Source organism: Tepidibacillus sp. LV47, from assembly GCF_048381575.1.
Lineage (GTDB): Bacteria > Bacillota > Bacilli > Tepidibacillales > Tepidibacillaceae > Tepidibacillus.
The window spans coordinates 342,695-364,087 of sequence record NZ_JBLWIF010000001.1; the positions used below are offsets into that span (position 1 = coordinate 342,695).

Annotated in this window: 18 protein-coding genes and 1 pseudogene; 6 read left to right on the forward strand and 13 right to left on the reverse strand. The window is 36.4% G+C overall.

Annotation, left to right across the window (positions count from 1 at the left end; all coding sequences use genetic code 11):
- Nucleotides 1–100 precede the first annotated feature (100 nt).
- On the forward strand, nucleotides 101–1,474 hold the full coding sequence (gene argH / locus ACMW72_RS01700; RefSeq protein ID WP_418367104.1) for an argininosuccinate lyase: 1,374 nt from the start codon (nucleotides 101–103) through the stop codon (nucleotides 1,472–1,474).
- Nucleotides 1,475–1,658: 184 nt separating this feature from the next.
- On the opposite strand, the gene ACMW72_RS01705 is transcribed toward argH, so the two are convergent.
- Nucleotides 1,659–3,158 (reverse strand): leucyl aminopeptidase, encoded by a 1,500-nt coding sequence (locus ACMW72_RS01705; protein ID WP_418367105.1) that lies wholly within the window; start codon nucleotides 3,156–3,158, stop codon nucleotides 1,659–1,661.
- A gap of 194 nt (nucleotides 3,159–3,352) precedes the next feature.
- On the opposite strand from ACMW72_RS01705, the gene ACMW72_RS01710 reads away from it, so the two are divergent.
- Nucleotides 3,353–3,985, forward strand: coding sequence for a YktB family protein (locus tag ACMW72_RS01710; RefSeq protein ID WP_418367106.1), 633 nt, complete (start codon nucleotides 3,353–3,355; stop codon nucleotides 3,983–3,985).
- A 34-nt stretch (nucleotides 3,986–4,019) separates the two neighbouring features.
- Here ACMW72_RS01710 and ACMW72_RS01715 read toward each other — a convergent pair whose 3' ends face one another.
- Nucleotides 4,020–4,520, reverse strand: coding sequence for a DUF2062 domain-containing protein (locus tag ACMW72_RS01715; RefSeq protein ID WP_418367107.1), 501 nt, complete (start codon nucleotides 4,518–4,520; stop codon nucleotides 4,020–4,022).
- Nucleotides 4,521–4,676: 156 nt separating this feature from the next.
- Between ACMW72_RS01715 and ACMW72_RS01720 the strand changes: the two genes are divergently transcribed.
- A complete protein-coding gene (locus ACMW72_RS01720) occupies nucleotides 4,677–5,594 on the forward strand; it encodes a GNAT family N-acetyltransferase (RefSeq protein WP_418367108.1) in 918 nt (305 codons plus the stop codon).
- Between the two features lie 3 nt (nucleotides 5,595–5,597).
- Here the strand turns inward: ACMW72_RS01720 and ACMW72_RS01725 are convergent, their stop codons facing one another.
- Both ACMW72_RS01725 and ACMW72_RS01730 read right to left on the reverse strand, forming a co-directional pair.
- Nucleotides 5,598–7,133, reverse strand: a complete 1,536-nt coding sequence (locus tag ACMW72_RS01725; RefSeq protein ID WP_418367109.1) for a glycosyltransferase family 2 protein — start codon at nucleotides 7,131–7,133, stop codon at nucleotides 5,598–5,600.
- 51 nt (nucleotides 7,134–7,184) lie between these two features.
- A complete protein-coding gene (locus ACMW72_RS01730) occupies nucleotides 7,185–8,201 on the reverse strand; it encodes a glycosyltransferase (RefSeq protein WP_418367110.1) in 1,017 nt (338 codons plus the stop codon).
- A 202-nt stretch (nucleotides 8,202–8,403) separates the two neighbouring features.
- Here ACMW72_RS01730 and ACMW72_RS01735 point away from each other — a divergent pair, with 202 nt between their 5' ends.
- Nucleotides 8,404–10,242, forward strand: a complete 1,839-nt coding sequence (locus ACMW72_RS01735; RefSeq protein ID WP_418367111.1) for a DUF2334 domain-containing protein — start codon at nucleotides 8,404–8,406, stop codon at nucleotides 10,240–10,242.
- Nucleotides 10,243–10,317: 75 nt separating this feature from the next.
- Here ACMW72_RS01735 and ACMW72_RS01740 read toward each other — a convergent pair whose 3' ends face one another.
- The 6 genes and pseudogenes from ACMW72_RS01740 to ACMW72_RS01765 all read right to left on the reverse strand — a co-directional run bounded on the left by ACMW72_RS01740 (nucleotide 10,318) and on the right by ACMW72_RS01765 (nucleotide 17,358).
- The gene (locus tag ACMW72_RS01740) at nucleotides 10,318–11,430 is read right to left on the reverse strand and encodes a glycosyltransferase family 4 protein (protein ID WP_418367112.1); all 1,113 of its coding nucleotides are present in this window, start codon (nucleotides 11,428–11,430) and stop codon (nucleotides 10,318–10,320) included.
- Nucleotides 11,427–13,163 carry a glycosyltransferase gene (locus ACMW72_RS01745; protein WP_418367113.1) on the reverse strand — a complete coding sequence of 579 codons (1,737 nt, stop codon included), beginning with the start codon at nucleotides 13,161–13,163 and terminating at the stop codon, nucleotides 11,427–11,429. The genes ACMW72_RS01740 and ACMW72_RS01745 overlap by 4 nt, the downstream gene beginning before the upstream one ends.
- 79 nt (nucleotides 13,164–13,242) lie before the next feature.
- Nucleotides 13,243–13,576, reverse strand: a pseudogene (locus ACMW72_RS01750) (UDP-N-acetylglucosamine 2-epimerase); the annotation flags it as partial.
- Between the two features lie 90 nt (nucleotides 13,577–13,666).
- Nucleotides 13,667–14,530 (reverse strand): 2-oxoacid:ferredoxin oxidoreductase subunit beta, encoded by an 864-nt coding sequence (locus ACMW72_RS01755; RefSeq protein ID WP_418367114.1) that lies wholly within the window; start codon nucleotides 14,528–14,530, stop codon nucleotides 13,667–13,669.
- Between the two features lies 1 nt (nucleotide 14,531).
- Complete coding sequence (locus tag ACMW72_RS01760; protein ID WP_418367115.1) at nucleotides 14,532–16,283, reverse strand: 2-oxoacid:acceptor oxidoreductase subunit alpha; 1,752 nt, start codon at nucleotides 16,281–16,283, stop codon at nucleotides 14,532–14,534.
- A 115-nt stretch (nucleotides 16,284–16,398) separates the two neighbouring features.
- Nucleotides 16,399–17,358, reverse strand: coding sequence for an NAD(P)H-dependent flavin oxidoreductase (locus tag ACMW72_RS01765; RefSeq protein ID WP_418367116.1), 960 nt, complete (start codon nucleotides 17,356–17,358; stop codon nucleotides 16,399–16,401).
- A 194-nt stretch (nucleotides 17,359–17,552) separates the two neighbouring features.
- Between ACMW72_RS01765 and ACMW72_RS01770 the strand changes: the two genes are divergently transcribed.
- Nucleotides 17,553–19,031: an aminotransferase class I/II-fold pyridoxal phosphate-dependent enzyme gene (locus tag ACMW72_RS01770; protein WP_418367117.1), complete on the forward strand. Its 1,479-nt coding sequence runs from the start codon at nucleotides 17,553–17,555 to the stop codon at nucleotides 19,029–19,031.
- A 108-nt stretch (nucleotides 19,032–19,139) separates the two neighbouring features.
- On the opposite strand, the gene ACMW72_RS01775 is transcribed toward ACMW72_RS01770, so the two are convergent.
- The 3 genes from ACMW72_RS01775 to ACMW72_RS01785 all read right to left on the reverse strand — a co-directional run bounded on the left by ACMW72_RS01775 (nucleotide 19,140) and on the right by ACMW72_RS01785 (nucleotide 20,854).
- The gene (locus tag ACMW72_RS01775; protein WP_418367118.1) at nucleotides 19,140–19,259 is read right to left on the reverse strand and encodes a GapA-binding peptide SR1P; all 120 of its coding nucleotides are present in this window, start codon (nucleotides 19,257–19,259) and stop codon (nucleotides 19,140–19,142) included.
- Between the two features lie 325 nt (nucleotides 19,260–19,584).
- Nucleotides 19,585–20,391 (reverse strand): lysophospholipase, encoded by an 807-nt coding sequence (locus tag ACMW72_RS01780; RefSeq protein ID WP_418367119.1) that lies wholly within the window; start codon nucleotides 20,389–20,391, stop codon nucleotides 19,585–19,587.
- Between the two features lie 37 nt (nucleotides 20,392–20,428).
- Nucleotides 20,429–20,854, reverse strand: a complete 426-nt coding sequence (locus ACMW72_RS01785) for a hypothetical protein (RefSeq protein WP_418367120.1) — start codon at nucleotides 20,852–20,854, stop codon at nucleotides 20,429–20,431.
- A gap of 139 nt (nucleotides 20,855–20,993) precedes the next feature.
- Here ACMW72_RS01785 and ACMW72_RS01790 point away from each other — a divergent pair, with 139 nt between their 5' ends.
- Nucleotides 20,994–21,290 carry a hypothetical protein gene (locus ACMW72_RS01790; RefSeq protein ID WP_418367121.1) on the forward strand — a complete coding sequence of 99 codons (297 nt, stop codon included), beginning with the start codon at nucleotides 20,994–20,996 and terminating at the stop codon, nucleotides 21,288–21,290.
- Nucleotides 21,291–21,393 lie beyond the last annotated feature (103 nt).

The following is a 21,393-nucleotide window of genomic DNA, read 5'->3' on the forward strand; positions in this document are numbered from 1 at the left end:
TTGTATAGTTATGTTAGTGTATAAAAATTAACCATTCGGTATTTATATGCAAAGTTTAGAAGTAATTGCAATGATTAATTTGCTTAAAGGGGTGTTTTCGTTGAAAAAATTATGGGGTGGACGTTTTACTAAAAGTGCAGAAGCATGGGTCGATGAGTTTTCTGCATCCATTTCCTTTGATCAACTCTTGGTTGAAGAAGATATTGAAGGAAGTCTTGCCCATGTGAAAATGCTTGGGCATTGTGGCATTCTCCCTCAAGACGAAGTAGAACAAATCATCCAAGGTCTTGAAAAATTAAGGATGAAAGCTAAGAATAATGAATTAACCTTTTCTGTTCAATACGAAGATATTCATTTAAATATTGAAAAAATGCTCATTGATGAGATTGGGCCTGTAGGCGGTAAGTTACACACAGGAAGAAGTCGTAATGACCAAGTGGCGACAGATATGCATTTATATCTGCGAAAAGAAGTGAAAGACATTCTTCAATTGATCCGGGAATTTCAAAAGGTATTAATTGAAAAAGCGGAAAATCATATAGAAACCATATTACCTGGATATACCCATTTACAACGAGCCCAACCCATCTCTTTTGCTCATCACCTTCTCGCTTATTTTTGGATGTTAGAGCGGGATTATGAAAGGTTTCATGAGAGTCTAAAAAGAATTAATCTTTCCCCGTTAGGTGCTGGAGCATTAGCAGGTACCACATTTCCCATTGACCGGCATTACAGTGCACAACTCTTAGGATTTGAGGGAATTTATGAAAATAGTTTGGATGCGGTTAGTGATCGGGATTTTATCTTAGAATTCTTAAGTCATGCTTCGATTTTGATGATGCATCTTTCTCGCTTTAGCGAAGAAATCATTCTTTGGTCTAGTAGCGAGTTCCAATTTATCGAATTGGATGATGCCTTTGCTACTGGAAGCAGTATGATGCCCCAAAAGAAAAATCCCGATATGGCCGAACTGATTCGGGGAAAAACAGGTCGCGTTTATGGTCATTTAATTGGTCTCCTTACTGTTTTAAAAGGACTTCCCCTTACTTATAACAAAGATTTACAAGAAGATAAAGAAGGGATGTTTGATACAGTCACAACGATCAAAGGATCGCTTAAAATTTTTGCAAAAATGGTAGAGACGATGACTGTTCGTAAAGAGGTAATGGAAAAAACAACGAAAGAGGATTTTTCCAATGCAACCGAATTAGCAGATTATTTAGTCACTAAAGGTATGCCCTTTAGACAAGCCCATGAGGTTGTTGGTAAACTAGTCCTTTATTGTATTCAGGAAGGGAAATACTTACTTGATCTTCCATTGTCGGTTTACAAAGAAGCTTCTGATTTATTTGCTGAAGATATTTATGAAGTTCTAAAACCTCGTACAGTTGTTGCAAGGAGAAATAGTGCTGGTGGAACAGGGTTTGAACAGGTGAGAAAGCAACTGGAAAAAGCTCGTAAGGTACTAGAATAATAATGGCTTGCATGATTCTAACGCGCTCCTAATCTTACGCCTTTCTGTAAATAAGGTCGGAGGAAAAGCTCACTCTAAAGAATCGCTTATAGAATCATGTAAGCCAATACGAGGTTTGTATATTCCAACTCTTACGGAATATACAAACCTCACTATTGCTAAGTTTTTTGTCTGTTTACATATTTTATTTTCCGCCAAAACGAATGGCGATTGAAATTAAGGTTCTAACCATTGCGCCAGTTGCACCTTTGGCATGAATTCCTTTTGTTTCTTTTGTATCAGCTGTTCCAGCAATATCCAAATGAACCCAAGGTGTATCTTCTGCAAACTGCTTTAAGAACATAGCACCCTGAATGGCCCCTGCTCCAAAACCAGCATCATTCTTTAAGTCGGCAATATCACTTTTGACAAGTTCTTCATAATCGTCATCAAGTGGTAATTCCCAAACTTTTTCACCAGCAATTTTTGCAGCTGCGAACACTTCTTTCTTCCATTCTTCATTATTGGTAAATAAACCAGTAATGGAATAGCCTAAAGCTGAGATTACAGAACCTGTTAAAGTGGCGACATCCACCAACTTCGTCGCACCTAAATATTTGGCATAGGAAATAGCATCTGCTAGAATCAAACGGCCTTCTGCATCCGTATGTTTAATTTCAACCGTTTTGCCAGAGAAGGTATCCACTACGTCTCCTGGATGAATCGCATGCCCCGAAACCATATTCTCACATGCAGGGATTACAGCGATTACGTTTACATGTGGTTTTAAGGTGCCAATTGCATTCATCGCTGCAAGTACTACAGCTGCTCCAGCCATATCCCCTTTCATTTCATCCAAATCTTTTTCTGGTTTCAGCTGGATGCCTCCAGAATCAAAGGTAATTCCTTTTCCGATAAAACCGATGGCATCTTTGCAATCAGGTGCACCAAGATATTTTAAAATGATCATTTTAGGAGGTTCATTACTTCCTTGTGCAACCCCAAGAAATGCTCCCATATTTAACTCTTCTAATTGGTCTTTTTCTAAAATTTCAATCTCCATTTGATGTTTTCTAGCAATTTCTTTCGCTTTTTCAGCTAGAATGGCAGGCGTCATTCGATTTGCTGGTGTATTCGTTAAATCCCTAGCAAGGTTTTGCGCCTCGGCAAAGATATGCCCTCTTTCTATACCAGCTTCAACCGCACTTAGCGAGATCCCATCAACGGCAACAATCGCTCTTTCAATCTTATGTTCCGTTTTCTCTTTTTTCTTATAAGGACTGTATTCATATGCACCTAACATCATTGCTTCAACGACGACTTGTCCCAAATCAACAGGATTCCATATATCTTTATATTTTTGCGTAATCGCAAACGTCAGTTCTTTGATGCCAATAGACTTTGCTTTTCTTGTCGCTATTGCAAATGCTGCCCTTGCTTTCTCTAATGTTAATTTTTCTTCTTTTCCTAGACCCAAAACAAGTACACGCTTTGCTGGAATTTTACCCCAAGTGTGAACAATCGTCACCTCTCCAAATTCACCTTTAATTTCCCTTTCCGCAATTAACTGAGAAATTCGATGATCCAACTTTTCATCCACTTGTTCCGCTAAACCCCTTAACCGATCCCTATCTTCCGTGTAAGTAATAATCATGCAATCCGTTGCTAATGAAATAATAGGTTCTGTACTTACTTTAAATTGCATAGTTTGGCACCTCCACATTGGTTTCTCTCTCTTCAAAAATATTATATAATTTTTAAATTCCAATTAAAACGTTTTCTTATCTAAAATATCCAAAATTTGAATTTATAGAATTTTCAGTAAAGTTTAGATATACTCCTTTTTTGAAATGCGAAGAAGGTTATGGTATATTGTGCTTAAATGAAAGGAGGGACAAGATGGAATTTCGAGGTTTTACTTCCGAAGATTTTGATGTTTTTACTATAAATGGTCTAGAACCAAGAATGGATGCGATTAAAAGTCGTATCCGGCCAAAATTAGAATTCATTGGAAAAGAATTAACGACTTACTTAAGTATATTAACCGCGGAAGAAATTTATTACCATGTTGCAAAACATGCAAGAAGAACAGTAAATCCTCCTGCAGATACTTGGGTGGCTTGGTCCGCAAATAAAAGAGGATATAAAGCAGAACCTCATTTTCAAGTAGGTTTGTGGCAAACTCACCTCTTCGTCTGGTTCGCAATGATATATGAAGCACCAAATAAAGAAGCATTTGGCAGTCGTCTAAAAGAACATGCAGATGAAATTATACGGATCATTCCCAAAAATTTCGTCTGGTCTTTAGACCATACAGAGCCTGATGTCATTCCTCATCAAGACGTTGATGTAAAGTACTTAATGAAGATGGCAGAACGTCTTGAAAAGGTGAAAAAAGCGGAAATTCTTTGTGGAATCAATATTGACCGAAACGATCCCATCTTGCAAAATGAAAAGCAATTAATGAAGAAAATTGAACAAACATTTGAGAAGGTACTCCCTTTATATCGGTTAGCAAAATCTAAATCATAAAAGAAGTCCACTGGGCTTCTTTTATGATTTTTCTTTAAGAAAGGTTAAATTTCATTTTCCTTTTTTGATTTTTTCTCCACCGATAGTAGATCAGTAAATAATAAATAAAAAAGTAGCTCACAAATGCAACAATTATTCCATTTACAGTACTGCCAATAAAAAATGCTATCCCATTCTCTTTGATCCCATCGATCGTGAAAAAGTGAGAAACTCCTACTGAAACTTGTTCATTAACCATTCTTTTTGTAATGATATTCCCTACAAAATAATTCCAATAGAGGAAGAATAACATAATGAATTTTCCCACAATATAACCAATCATCGCAGATGCAAAACTAGCTCTGAATATTTTCGAAAATGGATATAACAGGAAAAAAGCGATCCCTAAAGTTGGAAGAGTCAAAAATTCAAGAAATGTACCAATCGCATACCCACGAGCAATAATCGACGGGGCGCTTTTCATTCTTAACAACTTCAAATATTGTAATTTTAATTTCCGATATATACTCCCTTTTTTGTAACTCTTAGCTGCCACGTTTTATTCCCCTAAGTTTTTTTATTCTATTATAACGAAATGCAGCTCGCGGATTCAATCTAACTTTTTTCATTCATATCAATATGATAAGAGTATCGGGATTCAATCTTTTTCATACGATTTAAAATAGATCATTTTGTAAAAAGGGTGATTTTTATGGACAGTATTCATTTTCGATTGGCAGAATTAAAGGATTTAACATTAATATGTGAACTTTACCATATTAAACCCGGCCAAAAAAATTATAAACAAATCTTTGATTGGATTGAACAACAGTTAGGGATCTTTCATGTGGCAGAGTTAAACTCAAAAATTGTTGGCGGTGTAGCCATTCGTTTTCCTCAAAAAAATGAAGCTTGGTTATCCCACAAATTCATTGATTCAACGATTCGAAACAGCGGGATTGGTACGAAAATGGCCCTTTATGAAGAGAATTATGCCAAAAAAAATGGAGCAAAAATATTAAGACTCGCTACGAGAATAGATAATTATCCTGTTCATTGGATGATCGGTGAAAAACTAAAGTATCATCAATTATCAAGATGGCTGCGCCTAAGAAAATTAACACCAAAACCTCTTCTAAATTCTCAAGGGAAAAGGTATTTTCAAGTACTTCAATCTCCTATTTTATCTTGGAATCATGATATAGACGATTTAAAAAAATATATCGAACACCATATCGATTATTTTTCATCTGATAAACTCGTGCCCTTTGAAAAAGATTTAACAATCTATACTTCATTGAATATAGAAGATCAATCAACATTAAAAACTTTTAAAAACGTCACCATTTTAGAAGAAAATAAAATAAAAGGGACGGCACTCTACCATATACACCCATCCACAAACGAAGTCATTATCTATCAAATTTATTCGAATCAAAGAGCTTACACCTATTATCTGATCTATCATCTTCTTCAATTCGCCGCAAAGAATAAACTATATTTTTCGTTATTAGCAGCAAAACCAACCTATCCAATCGTGCCTATATTAAAAGAATGGACAAAAAAAACGAATAATGTGAGGTTTAAACCTGAGTGGCTTGTTTTGGGCAAAGTTTTAACCAATGATTAATTTTTATTTTTGTTGCAAAAAAGGAATCGGATCTATTCCCTTTTCTTTTAGAAATTTTTGGATAATGATCCGCTGAACAGGCCAATAATCTTCTTCTATTTGTTGCATGATTTCCCCAGCTATATGAAGGATTAAAAATTTAGGGATATGAAGAAATGATCCTCTCTCCATTAATCGGGCAATTAGAAATAATTCACTGAAATACTTTCCTTCTGACAAATAATCCATTGGCCATTTCGTTTGTTTTAACAGATCGACCCGATACATGCATGGTGTTGGAACACTTTTGTTCTGAAACAAACTTTGCAAATCAGTTATAGGATGATAAGTCTCATTTTTTATAAATTGAAAAATGGGTGACGATTGAAAGATTTTTTTATCTCCAAACGCTCCTGCTAATGGAGTTCCCGTTTCTTCCTTTTCCTTAAATGTTTGAACCCAGATTTCAATTGCCTCTGGATTTAATAATTCAAATGGAGAAAGAAAAAGGGCATAATTCCCATTTGCGAATTTTATTGCTTCATGGAATGCCCAGCCTTCACCAGTATGATCAACTAAGGTGATGACCCTAAATGGAATCAACTTGCCTAGTAAGAGAGATTGAATTTGCTCTGTAGAATCATCCACGGAATGATCATTGACAAAAATCAATTCAATGTTGGAATAGTTTTGATGGAAAATACTTTGCAGAAAATAAGGAATATATTTCTCATGATTTTGATAATGCACAATTAATGTTACCAATGGTTCTTGAACCATGTTTTTTGTTTTTTTCTTAATCTGTATGCTATTCTTACTACTCTCGTTAACGAGATAGGGTTCCTTCCATTCTTGTAAACCTCTAGCTAATAAATATTTATAAATAAATTTCCAGGCAAAACGGTTCGTATAGGTGATACTATCATAACGTCTTCTCACTACCATTGTCGTTTTTGGCAGGTAAGCCATTTGATATTGATTTAGAAGTTTGAATACAATGGCAACATCCTCGTACAACCTTCCATCAGATGGATAATCTGTCGGCCAACCTCCAATATCTATCAATGCCTCTTTACGGTAAAAACGAGGAGTAGGTACAAAAAATTCTTTTATCCAATCAATTCGATTCACAAAAGGACGGTTTATTACTATTTTTTTAACCTTTTTGTTGTTTGCTTTTTTAACAGTAATATAGTTCGAATATACAAGTGATACATTAGAAGAGAGTTTTTTCGTATACTCGATAAATGAAAGAAGAGCATCAGGAAATAACCAGTCATCTCCATCTAATTCCATAATAAATTCCCCATCTGCCAGCTTTAACCCATCATTTAATACCCTAGCTTTTCCACGATTATACTGAAAGCGTTTATAGATGATTCTCTTATCTTTTATTTTATTTTGTATCCTCCTTTGACTTCCATCTGTCGACCCATCGTCTAATAGAATGAGCTGCCAATTGGAGTATGATTGCCGCAAGACACTCTTAATTGCATCCATAATGTATTTTTTTTGATTATAAAAAGCTAAAAGTATCGTTACAAGGGGTCTCTGATTCATTAAGTATCTGCCCACCTCCTTTAAATTCCCAAATAGATAAGGTTAATTTGACTACTTTAGTATCCTATTCTCACGTAAGATTTGTTTTATATCTTGATAACGCTTCTTCCATGAATGGGAATAAAGCCAATCATTAAGTTCTTGTTGGTTTAAATCTATTTCTTTTGCCAGCAGTATTTCAATTTTCTGTATAAAGCTTGTTGAATCCTTGCCTATATAAACGTATGGAACATTCCTTACTTCTGGTAGATCTGTTGATACAACTGGTTTCCCTGCGGCTAAATATTCATACATCTTGATTGGATTGGTTGCAAGCGTGGTTCGATTGATTTTAAAGGGAATCAGACATACATCACAATAATATAAATATTGGGGTAATGATTCGTATGGCTTATGACCATGAAAGATAGCGTTTGGCAAGGATAGGTTATATTTTCGTCTAAATTCTGCTCCTATCAAAGAGATCATCGCTTGCGGAAATGCATTTGCAATTTCTTTTATTAAGTCCTCATCAATCCAAGGCGCCCAAGCACCAACATAACCAATAATTGGACCTTGATGTTCTTTATATTCCTCCGGTTTTTCCGGTGGACTTTCATTAAACTGTTGAAAATGTTCAAAGTCACATCCGTTTGGAATGAAATAAGATCTTTTTCGGGGATAATATTGTTCCATATGTTGTTGAATCATTTGAGAGGTTGTCAGCACAAGATTTGATTTCTTCACCATATAAGGAACATCCACAGACCATTCAGGAAAGTCATCGACGAAATCATAGACAATAAAGTCAGGAAAATATTGATCGAGATAGGGATGAAGTCGTGGCCATGTCACCCATACGATAATCTGTCCGTGCTTTTTCAATCGAGGAATGAATTGGCGGATAAATGCTTGATTGTTATTGACAAGATGTAAATTCGGGCTAATATCAGTAATGATTTTGCCTTTTTTTTGAGTTCGGTTGCAAAAATAAACGTTATGTCCATCTAAAGCAAATTGCTTCATGATCTGTTGTGGTCTTTGTGTCATCCATCCCCAATCTATGGTTGGAGGAAAAATAATAATCATCCGTTCGCCCTCCCCTCTCCCCGTCCTATTGATTCATATTCAAGATTAGTTTATTTTATTTAAAGGATTCATTTCTTGTAACGGCTAACGGTCCTACAAAGTATAAAACATAACAGGCTTACAACTAGAGCAACCCCTTTTTTTTTTCATATCATAATATTTATACAAGTTACGTTATGAGTTAAAGAGGTGGTGAATAAAATTGGCTAAAAGAGCGTTGATTCGTTTGGAAGATTTAGGTCCTTATGATTATTACACATCGGAAGAGAGTATTATTAAACTTAAGGTGATTGCAGATTATTTGTATTCGGAAAATGTGCATTTTCATGCCTCTGTTATTCCTCGCATAGTCTATCCAGCGAATAAATACAATAAATCCATTGGAGATGTAACAGACCCCGTAGTCGCTTCATTTAACGATACGATGCGTTACTTTTTATCACGTGGCGGAACGTTAAGTATTCACGGATACACTCACCAATATGGATTATCTATCAGTGGACTCGGATTTGAATTTTCTTCACATGACTGCTCTAAAAATTGCCCCCCCGATGATCAATCTGATGCTTGCACTAATGCATATGCCTTCCGTAATTCATATGCTTCGAGGCGAATGAGAATGGCTTTTGACACCTTTCGTATCTCCAGGCTACCATTATCCTACCTTTTCGTAACCCCTCATTATGCTGCATCTCCTACTCAAAGATGTATTATGGAAGCATGGACAGGAATTTTTTTTGAGGATGATCCTCTCAACCCTACAAAACGGACATTAACGATTCGTGATACTGATCATCCTTTTTACCGAGGTGTTGTCTATATACCTACACGCCTTGGCTATGTAAGAGGTTCTGATCCCAATTATGATGTAGAAAGAATCTGTCGAGAGGCACAAACCTTTACAGAACAAGATTTGGCGGGTCTATATTATCATCCTATTCTTGATTTTCCTTTTATCCACATCTCTGAAACTGGAGAAATTCAATACGATGAGAATTCATATTTGAAACGAATCATTCGTTGTATGAAAGAGCATGGATTCAAATTTGTTAGTGCCGATGAGGTTGTTCACTTTTCACCCAATGTAAGGCAAACCGACTTTTTTGGTGGTACGGAAAATGTATTTTTAACTGCAGATGTGAATGCAGACCATAAAACTGACTTTATTATTTGGCAACCTAAAAACGGAACATGGTTCTTCGGACTAAGTAACCTAGAGAATTACCCTAGTCGTCAGGATGTCGGCGGGTTCTCTTCTCATTTAGCTCTTACTAACTGGGCTATAAGTAATATATGGAAACCGCTTACAGGTGATTTTAACGGCGATAAGCAATCCGACGTTGTAGTGTGGAATTCGAATGATGGAGATTGGCAAGTCGCCTTAAGTAATGGTTCCCGTTTAATCCCTACCCCTGGAAAGGATGATTTTAGTTGGATTAAGTCATGGGGAATTGGAGAACATTGGATTCCATTTGTAGGTGATTTTAATGGGGATGGAAAAGATGATATCATGATACGAAATCCACATACAGGGGAATGGAAGGTTGCTTTAAGTAATGGACAGTATTTTATAGAGGATGGCAATTGGTTGCAAACATGGGCCAAAGGTGAGAATTGGGTTTCTGTAGTTGGTGATTTTAATGGAGACGGAAAAACAGATGTTGCGGTTTGGCTCCCTGAAAACGGTAATTGGCAGGTGGCCATAAGTGATGGAGCACGCTTTGTTCCACAAGGATCTTGGTTGAGGAATTATGCTTCAAGCCGCATATGGAAAGCTTATGTTGGCGACTTTAATGGAGATGGAAAAGATGATATTTTAGTCGTAGATACAGTCCGTGGTGATTGGCAAGTTGCTTTAAGTACTGGCAAAAGCTTCACACCGATTTGGGGTGCATTTGAACCCTGGGCAGCAGGAAAAGATACTCAACCTTTAGTTGGGGATTTTCACGGAACAGGCAAGACATGTATTTGTGCCCGTCAACCAAACCTTAGAAATGGTACCATTGATTTTGCAATCTCATTATTTCCGATGGACTCGTAACAGCAAAAAAGCTTATGGATCTTGCAAAATTATATTCACAAAGATTAACCAACCGGGCAGATCGCCAGGTTGGTTTTATTTAAATATCGACAATATAAGCTCTGTCCATTGTTTTTCCCATCTTTTCTTTGAAAAAGCAATTTTTGTAATCTCAGAGGCACGTTGACCATGATTTTTACGGTCCTCTGGAGAATGAATATATTCCTCAATTGCTTTCATCACTTCTTTAACAGTTGGATTTACAATCTTCCCATTTACATTAGGTAATATAAGATTCGATAAACCACCTACATTCGTTGCGATTGTTGCTTTTCCCATTGCCATTGATTCTAGTGCCGCAAGTGAAGTTCCCTCTGAGCAAATAGACGGAATCACAACGATATCTGCATCACGATAAGCGTTTGGCATTTCATCCATAGCATAATGTGCGTACCTGATCCGATCCTGATTTGGTTGTTTTTGCAGCCATTCCTTCCATTCGTCTATCAAATGTTTATGATTCTGATCAATAGCGAAGTTGAATCGAATATTAGGATAACGTCCAAGAAGCTCTGGAACAATTTCTTGCATCAGATAGATTCCTCGGTATTTATCATATCTCCTTGGATATAGAATCTCTATCATTCCATCTTCTTGACGGTTTTGAGGTTTGAAAATATCTGTATCCACATAATTGGGTATATAAATCATTTTATTGTTATCAGCAAAAGGGATAACAGACCGACAAAAATTCAAGAAGTTCAAATCAACTGTAACTAGTGCAGCTAATTGTTGTAATGCTGGCAGAACGTGCGACTTTGCAGCATTGATTCCCCATTTTCCATCTAGCCCTGGTTCATCAAACCAGATACCATGATTAATTGAGATAGAGTTAGGCTTATATTTGGTTTGAAATCCGATCCACATATATACGACATAATCAGCTTTTTCTAAATCACTTTTCATAATATTTTCTACACAATACTCTGCATTCTGTTTCCAGGGATATGCCTTAACAAGAAAACCTTCATAATTTTTTTGCCAATAACGATCCCCAAATTGGTGAATAGTCACATCAAAGTTTAAATCACGAAGCAAAAAAGCTAAATCCCTTGTATAACGTTCTAATCCGCCTAAAACCACCGTGCTGCCATCATGCGTATAAAGATTCGCGGTTACGATAGATACATTCTTTTTTTGGTTCTTCATTTCCCATCATCCCATGAAACCAAATTTGGTTTTTCATCTAAAATAGACAAATATTGCTCTATATTCCCTCTATATTCACCTTTTGGATCATACTTCATATATCTCTCATATTTCTTCTTTCGATCTTCAGGGTCTGCCCATCCATAATGTTTTATTTTCATTAACTCTGTACTTTTTGTTCTTAATGACCATAAATTACTAGGTAATCTACCACAATGAATGGGTGTCTCTCGCCATTCAGGTTGAAAACCTCGGATATTTCTCACAAGCATTAACGTAGAATATTCATGTGCTCTCCAATATTCGTCTGATCGATAGTGTGTTTCATCCCACATATCGTAGAGCTTGAATCCCCATACATCGACTTCATTTTGATTCATCAGTTTTTCAAATTTTTCACGACTTGCTTGATCAAAGATTTCATCTGCATCGACAATCATAAACCAATCTGGGTTCCTTGATAATACAAGTTGATATAATCTTTTTCGCAACTCAATCTCATTCTCATAAAAATTCCCATTATCTATAGAAGTTATATATGTTGGTATTGTAGACGTTTTTCGTATCACATCTACTGTATCATCAATACTTTTGTCATCTAGTACCACCAGCTCGTCAGCATAAGATGAAATATTTTCGATTACCCTTTTTAAATATCTATTTGCTTCATTTTTCACTAACATTCCTACCACTAATTTTTGTCTCATTCCATTGAATTTAAGGATAATTTCTTGCACACGTTTTTCCCAAGAATTGTTTTTTGCAATTTGAAGATACAAATGTTTCTCTTTTTTGGAATAATAGATAGCTTCTTCTATCTTTTTCACACTTCCCTTACCTGTTCTGGCTATTCTGACAATTGGAGATAATCGTTTGCATTCTTTAATCGGCGTTGCAACAACGGGAATTCCAGCAGCTAAATACTCATACATTTTTATGGGACTAGAGGAGTTGGTCATTTCTCTAACCTGAAATGGGATGATTCCCACATCAAAGTTTTTTACATAATGATGCAAGATACGGTACCTCTTGGGTCCCAAAAAATGGACATTAGGTATTCTTTTCAATATCGTTGCAGGAAAATACTCAGGGCCAATTAAAACAAATCCCCACTTCGGTCTTAATATTGCCATTTCTTTAATTAATTTGTAATCCACCCATGATTGAAGACTACCAATGAACCCTACAATCAATTTATACTTTCTCTTTAAGGGTCTTAAATCTTTAGGAAGAATGTACTTTTTTTGAAAGTATTTACGAATATCTGCAGCATTAGGAAGTAGATAGGTTTTTTGGGGATATTGGGCATGGGTTAAGTCATATAATTTTTTTGACGCAACAAAAATAATATCAGCAAGCTCCATACTTTCATCCAATTTGTATTTCCAAGCAGAGAATTCTTCTGTACTTTCATCAATATAATCAAAGACAATAATATCTGGGTGTACTAAATCCTTTAGATCAATTGTCTCTGGTAAAGTAACCCAAAGGACAACTTTTGTTTCCTTTACCTTTTCTTTTATCATTGGATGGTCGAGTGTGGCCTTTAAATCATTAGAGATACACAAGTTCTCTGAAGCAAACCAATAATCACCATGACCATCCGTTACTTTATTTGCAAAGATTGAAAAATGTCCTTGCCTAGCAAATTCTTTTAGAAGTTGATGCGGTCTTTGGAAAATAGGTTCATGCCAAGAAACAGTTGGAGGGTAAATAATTGTGTACCGTGGCACAAAATAACCTCCTTCTCAATAATCTAGCTAGTTTATTTTATAAACCTTTGAAAAATTTCGTTCTAGTCATTTCACTCGTTTATAACCCAAAAGGTTTTGGACGTTCTTTTCTGTAACTATAGAAATAAAGAATGGCTTCTGCTATTCGCATTGAAGCTAATCCGTCCCCATAAGGATTGGCCGTTTTTGCCATTTTGTCATATGCAGTTTGGTCTACTAATAATTCATTCGTCATGTTATAAATAGCTTCTTCCTGGACCGCCTGAACCGGTGAGGATGATAAATGATCTAGATTCGAAATTATGAAAATCGATCACATCTAATGGCTCAATTAAATGAATTCGAGGATGGCCTTCAAGAATATTTGTGGCTATTTCTTGTACCTTTGGATTGAGGTGCACAGGATAAAGAACTGAATATCATTGTGGATATCTGTGTTAGGTTATTAGCAAAAAGTCCTTGATCTTGTTAACGGGCAAGAACAAGGACTTAACTTTTAGAAGTTATCTAAGTGAATGTTTAATTTTTTCTATCTCTTCATTTGAAAGGGTCAAATCTAGCTTTACTGTCGGATCTTTTGTGGCTCCAATCATTGTTTCGTGATAGACAGGGCGTTCTTCTTGGTAAATCACTCCTGTTACGATACTTCCATGATCTTCAAGAACTTTTAGCGCTGCAAATTTATCTGTTGGGTCATAGTCATTCACTTCATCTAAGTTATAGATATTTTCCTTGAACCAATCATAAGTATTTACTTTGTTAAAAGTGACACAAGGACTAAAGGCGTTGATTAAGGAAAAACCTTTATGACGAATAGCTTCCTCCATGATTTTTGTCATTTGTTTGACATCTCCAGAAAAAGCCTGAGCCACAAAGCTAGCACCATTGATAATTGCCGTTTGCACAGGGCGCACTGGCTCTTCTGCTGAACCTGCAGGAGAAGTTTTGGATTTGAAACCGCGATGACTTGTCGGCGATGTTTGCCCAGTCGTTAAACCATATATATGGTTATCCATGACAATATAAGTCATGTCAATATTTCTTCTTAAGGCGTGCATAAAATGGCCAATCCCAATTCCGTAACCATCACCATCACCACCAGCCGCAACGACCACTAAGTCATGATTATTCAGTTGTACCCCTGTTGCAACAGGTAGTGTTCGTCCATGAAGGCTGTGAAAACCATAGGAACCAAAATGTTGACTGATTTTACCAGAACAGCCAATTCCAGATACCAAAACCATATTATATGGTTCTATCCCTAAATTCGCTGAAGCTGCTTGTAAAGCTGCTAAGACTGTAAAGTGACCGCAACCTGGACACCAAGTTGCTTTTTCACTGACTCGAAAATCTTTCAATGTTGCCATTTTACGCATTCACTCCTTTACCAAGAACTCCATTTACGATTTCTCTCACACTGAATGGATTCCCATCATATTTTAGAATGCTTGTTAATTTTTCGTGGTAACCCACCTCTTTTTGAATCAGTTGTCTTAACTGTCCTGTCGCATTATGATCGACTACAAATACCTTTGCAGCTTTTTGAATCTGCTCTTCCACGATTTTTCTTGGAAATGGATATACCACTTTCACCTGAAGATGTGCTACTTTTTCTCCTTTTTCTTTCAGTTCTTGGTATGCTTCATTGATTTGAGCAAAGGTTGAACCAAAGCCGATAAGCAAGGTATCAAACTGATCTTCTCCCGAAAAATAAATACCGATCTCTGATGGATCGAAATGTTTTAATTTTCTCATCCGTTTGTCCATCATTTTTACTCTTGTTTCAGGATCTTCGATTTCATAACCCGTTTCCTCATGTTCGTTTCCAAGTGCAACATATCTTCCATTCTTTTGCCCTGGAATGGAACGAGGTGAGATCCCTGTTTCGGTTTCTAGGTTGTATCGTTTGAACATTCCCTTTTCAATTTTCAGAAGTTCCTCGTCGCTAATCATCTCGCCACGATCAATCTTAACCTTGCCAAAATCAAGATCCGCTACCGATTTCTTTGACATTCCCATAAACATATCTGTTCCCACAATGACAGGGCATTGATATTTTTCAGCTAAATTAAACGCATGTTGAATGTAATAAAATGCCTCTTCTGCTGTTGTTGGTGTAATCACAATTCTTGGAATCTCACCATGGGATCCATAAATCATTTCATTCAAATCCGATTGTTCTGTTTTTGTTGGTAAACCAGTTGCTGGTCCGCCCCGTTGAACGTCCACAATAACTAAAGGAGTTTCAGACATCCCTGCTAATCCTAAAGCTTCCATCATTAAAGATAATCCTGGACCAGAGGTAGATGTCATTGATCTCACTCCTGCATAATTACCTCCAATTGCCATTAAACAAGCTGCAATTTCATCCTCAGCTTGAATGATTTTCCCTCCGAATCGTGGAAAGTGGGCTAATGCATTATACATAATCTCTGTTGCAGGTGTAATTGGATAAGCAGCCAAGAAACGACACCCTGCCGTTAATGCGCCTAAGCCGATCCCTTCATTTCCAGTCATAAAGAGATTTTTATTCATCTCACCTGTTTTCTCTGGAAGTTCAAGTTTAAAGTTAAAGTTTTCTTTGTAATAATCATATCCTTTTTGAATGGCCTCTTTATTCGCATTGATGATATTTTCCCCTTTTTTCTCAAAAATCCCCTCTATTACTTCATAGAATATCGATGGTTCTAGACCTACTGCTGCACAACTTGCTCCAGCAGCAACCATGTTTTTCATAATTGGATTCCCTAACTGTTGGGCAATATCGTAAATGGGGATTGGACAAACATTTACTTTTTTCCCTTGATCAGAAAGTTTGGCCTCCTTCAATTTGCTTGAATCGTAGATTAGGATCGAACCGTCTTTCAGTTCATGAAAGTTTTCATCTATGGTTCTTTGATCAAAAGCTAATAAAATATCAAGATCATCCCCATGGTAATGAACTGGTTGGGATGCAATCCGAACTTTATAATTGGTATGTCCCCCTTTAATTAAGGACATGAAATGACGATAGGCAAAAAGGTAGTACCCCATACGATTTAAAGTAATGGCAAAAATCTCGCCAGTACTGTCGATTCCTTCTCCTTGCGCTCCACCGACTTTCCATTTTAAATCCTTCAATTTTTTCACTCCTTTTTCATGGAATAATAAAAAAAAAATAAAAAACATATCTAATGATAATTTTGTCCTTTCTTTCCATAAAAAAACCTGGCATCTGCCAGGTAATCTCAACCATTTAAAATATTTGTTTCCACTTTTCATAAACTTCTTCTGCTTCACTTACAATACGAAGAATTAATTCTTTAACAGTTGGAATATCATGAATTAATCCCATCACTTGCCCTGCCCAAGCATGGCCTTCATCCATTTTCCCTTCATAAATGGCCTTTTTATTATTTTCTCCACTTATATAAGGTTTTAAGGTTTCAAAATCTGCCCCACTTTGTTCGAGGTGAAGAATTTTTTCTGTGATTTGATTGGCAATTGCTCTTGCAGGTGTACCTAAGGAACGTTTGATGACTACGGTATCCATTTCATCTTTTTCGACTAATGTTTTTTTATAGTTCTCATGTGCTAATTGACATTCTTTTGTAGCGATAAAACGAGTTCCCATTTCAATTCCCTCTGCACCAAGTGCCAATGCGGCCATTAATCCGCGACCATCACCAATACCTCCACTCGCGATCACTGGGATTTTAACCGCATCTACAACCCGAGGAATTAATACCATCGTACCTAAATCATCCCGACCAATATGCCCTCCACCTTCTTGTCCAACAGCCATAATCGCATCCATTCCTAATGCTTCAGCTTTTTTTGCTTGTTTCACAGTGGAGACCAAGGAGATTTTCTTTATAGGTAATCCTTTGATTCGTTCAAGTAATGGTGCAGGGTTACCCCCTGTAATGGTTACAACGGGAACTTTTTCTTCGATCGCAACTTCTAAGTAATTCTTCCATTTATCCCCATACATACTAATGGCAAAATTGACGCCAAAGGGTTTGTTTGTAAGCGTTCTCAATTTTTGAATCTCTTTCCGTAAATCCTCTGGTGAAGGTAAAGTAACCGCTGTGATTTGTCCCAATCCGCCAGCATTGGATACTGCGGCAGCTAAATTGGCATCGGCTAAGTATGCAAGTCCCCCTTGAATAATTGGATATTCAATATCGAGCAATTCCGTAATTCTTGTATTCATACCGTCTCCTCCTCTAAAATTTATACACCTTATTGCATACATCCTTTATTCTGTATGTTTTCAAAAAATTCCTTCCTGTTTTATTATATCGCTTAAACTTTGCAGAAAAAACATTTTTTTACTATTGCATCTTAAACTAAACATGTTATACTCTAATTTGTTTATTAATTCAATTAGAGAGGAAATGTTGAGAGTTGAATCATCAAGCAAGAACACCATTATTCACGGCTGTGATTGAACATGCAAAACGTAATCCAATCCAATTTCATATACCAGGACATAAAAAAGGTCAAGGGATGGATGAAGAATTTAAAAAATTCATCGGTGAAAATGCCTTATCCATCGATTTAATCAATATCGCCCCTTTAGATGATCTTCATCATCCCCATGGTATCATCAAAGAAGCTCAGGAGTTAGCAGCAGAAGCGTTTGGGGCCGATCATACTTTTTTCTCTGTACAAGGGACGAGTGGTGCTATCATGGCGATGATTATGTCTGTTGTTGGTCCTAACGATAAAATCATTGTACCTCGTAATGTTCACAAATCCGTCATGTCAGCGATCATTTTTGCGGGTGCAACTCCTATCTTTGTTCATCCTGAAATGGATCCAAAAATTGGAATCGCTCATGGTATTACCCCTAATTCTGTAAAAAAAGCATTGGAACAACATCCCGATGCAAAAGCGGTTTTAGTGATTAATCCTACTTATTATGGAATCGCTGGAAATCTTCGTAAAATTGTAGACATCGTTCATCAATACAATATTCCTGTTCTTGTTGACGAAGCGCATGGCGTTCACATTCATTTCCATGATGAGCTTCCCCTTTCAGCCATGCAAGCAGGTGCGGACATGGCTGCAACAAGTGTTCATAAATTAGGGGGATCTTTGACCCAAAGCTCCATTCTTAATATCCGTAATGGACTTGTAAATCCATCCCATGTTCAATCGGTTATGAGCATGCTCACAACAACTTCAACGTCTTATATCTTATTGGCTTCTTTAGATGCTGCAAGGAGAAACTTAGCCCTTAACGGCAAAAGGCTATTGGATGAAGCCATCCATCTTGCTCAAGATGCACGAAAAAGAATCAACGAAATTCCAGGGTTATATTGTGTTGGCGATGAGATCATCGGTACAGAAGCTGTTTATGATTATGACCCGACAAAATTACTGATTAGTGTAAAGGATTTAGGAATCACAGGTTATGATGTAGAAAAGTGGCTTCGTAAACATTATAATATTGAGGTTGAGTTAAGTGATTTATATAATATTTTAGTCATTATTACACCAGGGGATCGACCAAGTGACATCGACCTATTCATCTCTGCATTAAAGAAGCTATCCGAAGAACAAAGTCACCAAATTCAAAAAAAACATTTAAAAGTACGACTTCCTAAGATTCCTGCATTAGCTTTGTCCCCTCGAGATGCGTTTTACGCAGAGACCGACATCATCCCCTTAGATGAATCCGTTGGTCATGTGATTGCCGAATTCATCATGGTCTATCCCCCTGGAATACCCATATTACTTCCTGGTGAAATTATCACAGAAGATAATATCGAATATATTAAACAAAATCTTGCTGCTGGTTTACCTGTACAAGGTCCTGAAGACGAATCCCTAAAAATGATCAAAGTTATCAAAGAACTCAAACCAATTCCGATTTACTGATAGAAGAGCATCAATGAAATTGGCATTTGCATAAGGCCAATTTCTTTTTTTATGTAAAAAAGGGCTGACCTAAAAGTAAAGGGTCAGCCATCACAAATATAATCTATTCTACTCTTGATGATCATGTTGGCAATTGCAATCTGGACAAACGCCATATAATACTTCAGATTTTTCTGATGAAATTGGTGCAATAATCTTATCACATACTTGGCAAATTAGTGTACCCATGGTTCTATGCCACCATCCTTGTATTATTGAAACCGATTACTAGGATACCTTTATTTTAATATGTTATACTATTTATGTCAATAAACTTAATTGTGTTTTAATATTTTCCGCTAATACCTAATTAGTAGGACATATTTAACCACTATGGACATATTCTGTCCCGGAGATAAATTCAATTCCACAACTTTTTTAAGGTAGATTCTATTATAAGCTACGACTTTGTTAAGCGATTTCCTACTGACCTTATTTACGGAAAGCCGTAAGGTTAGGAGTAGCGTTAGAACATATAAGCCACAACAAAAAAAAGCCAAGGTTGCAACCTGGCTTATTCTAATCGCTTGAGTATCCAATCACTGATTATTTTTAGATATTTTTCTCGGTCGACTTCATTTAATACTTCGTGGTATAACCCAGGCAAAAAATAGAATTCAGTGACTTTCGGATCTAGTTGTTTTACAAATTCTTTCGAGGCTTCAGGATCAACTAAAGTATCTTCTCCTGCTTGTAAATATAATATCGGAAGATGAAGTAGTGAAATTCGATCGATTTTCTTCCATACCTCTTCCATTGCTTGCTGGAATTGAAAGAACCATTGGATTGTAACCTTTCCATAAACTAACGGATCTTTTTGATTTGCCTTAACAATTTCTAAATCATGTGTTAAGTCTTTAGCTTTTATCCCACTTTTTAACCGTAAAGTAGGCCATATATTCTTCACAAAACGCGCTAATGCAAGTTGCCATTTAGGAATCTTCATGCCTAAGCGGATCGCCGGTGAAGTAAGAATCACACCAGAAAGAGGATGTTGATTCTCGTATTCTTCAATATACCTTAAAGCAATCAACCCACCCATACTATGACCAAACAAGAAAATTGGTATATTGGTAAATTCCTCAATTGTATAAGCTAACCATTGGTCTACCTTTTTTAGATAATCATCAAAATGATGAATGTGACCTCGTCTTTCCTTTGATCTACCTAGTCCTGGCAGATCCCCTCCAATCATTGAAATCTGATTTTGGTTTAGCCATTCTGCGAAATGGCGGTACCGGCCAATATGTTCTCCTGCTCCATGAATGGTTAATACTATCGCCTTTGAAGGTTGCACCAAAAATTTTTGCAGTGTTTCCATATTAATCCCTCCATTCTCATTGAAAGAAAAAAAACCCCTAAAAAGGGGCTGCACTAAGTATAGTTTGGATATTTTTCATAAACTTTAATTCGTCCGTATCAACAAATTGAGAAGTCGTAATGATCATTTCACCCAATAAATGGTGTCCTCGATAGAAAGGAATATAGATTTTTTGTCCACCAGGAATAAATTCGCAAGAAATTTCGCCACGGGCGGCTACAATACTTAGCATTTCGTCACCAAAGTAAATTTTTTCTTGATATATTTCCTTTTCATCACTTAAGTGGGTGTAATAATAAAACGATGTTTCGTCTGTTAAATACACAAAAATCGACTGGTAATTGTCAATCCTTGATTTTAATAAATGAATGACAGTATCATACCATTCTTTTTTATCTTGAACATTTTTTAACAACAGGCCTAACTCACATCGGATTTCCTCAAGCAGTTCAGCCTTTTCCATAAAATATTGCCTCCAAAAAATTTACTATTTCTAGTTTGATTTTACCATATCTTGCAAAATTAATCGATCCTTAAGAATTTTAGAATTTTGGATATTCTTTGTTTGATTCGTTCATACTCATAAAAGGAGGTGTTTTCCCATGAAAAATGATCGACAAAACGATAAGCCTCAAAACAAAGAAAAAGCTTACGATAATAAATTCATGGTTAACTGGGCAGAAAATGAGGCCCCGGAACATTTTGCCGGCGATGAACAAACAGATGATTTTACAAACGATAATGATTATGATAAGAACTTAGATCTTCGAATGGCTTCTCCCATGGGCGGTCCATTTATGCATCCGATGCATGATGCCACATTAGATGTTTATAAAAATGACTTAGACTTCATTGTGAATCAACCTGAAGGGGAAAAAAAATCAAAGAAAAGAAAGTGAGATTTGCCTCCAATTGGAGGCTTTCTTTTCTTAATAAATTGAAGTTTTTCTTGTATTTTATTGTCAAATCTAATTCCTTAATGCTAAAATGAATGTAGTATTT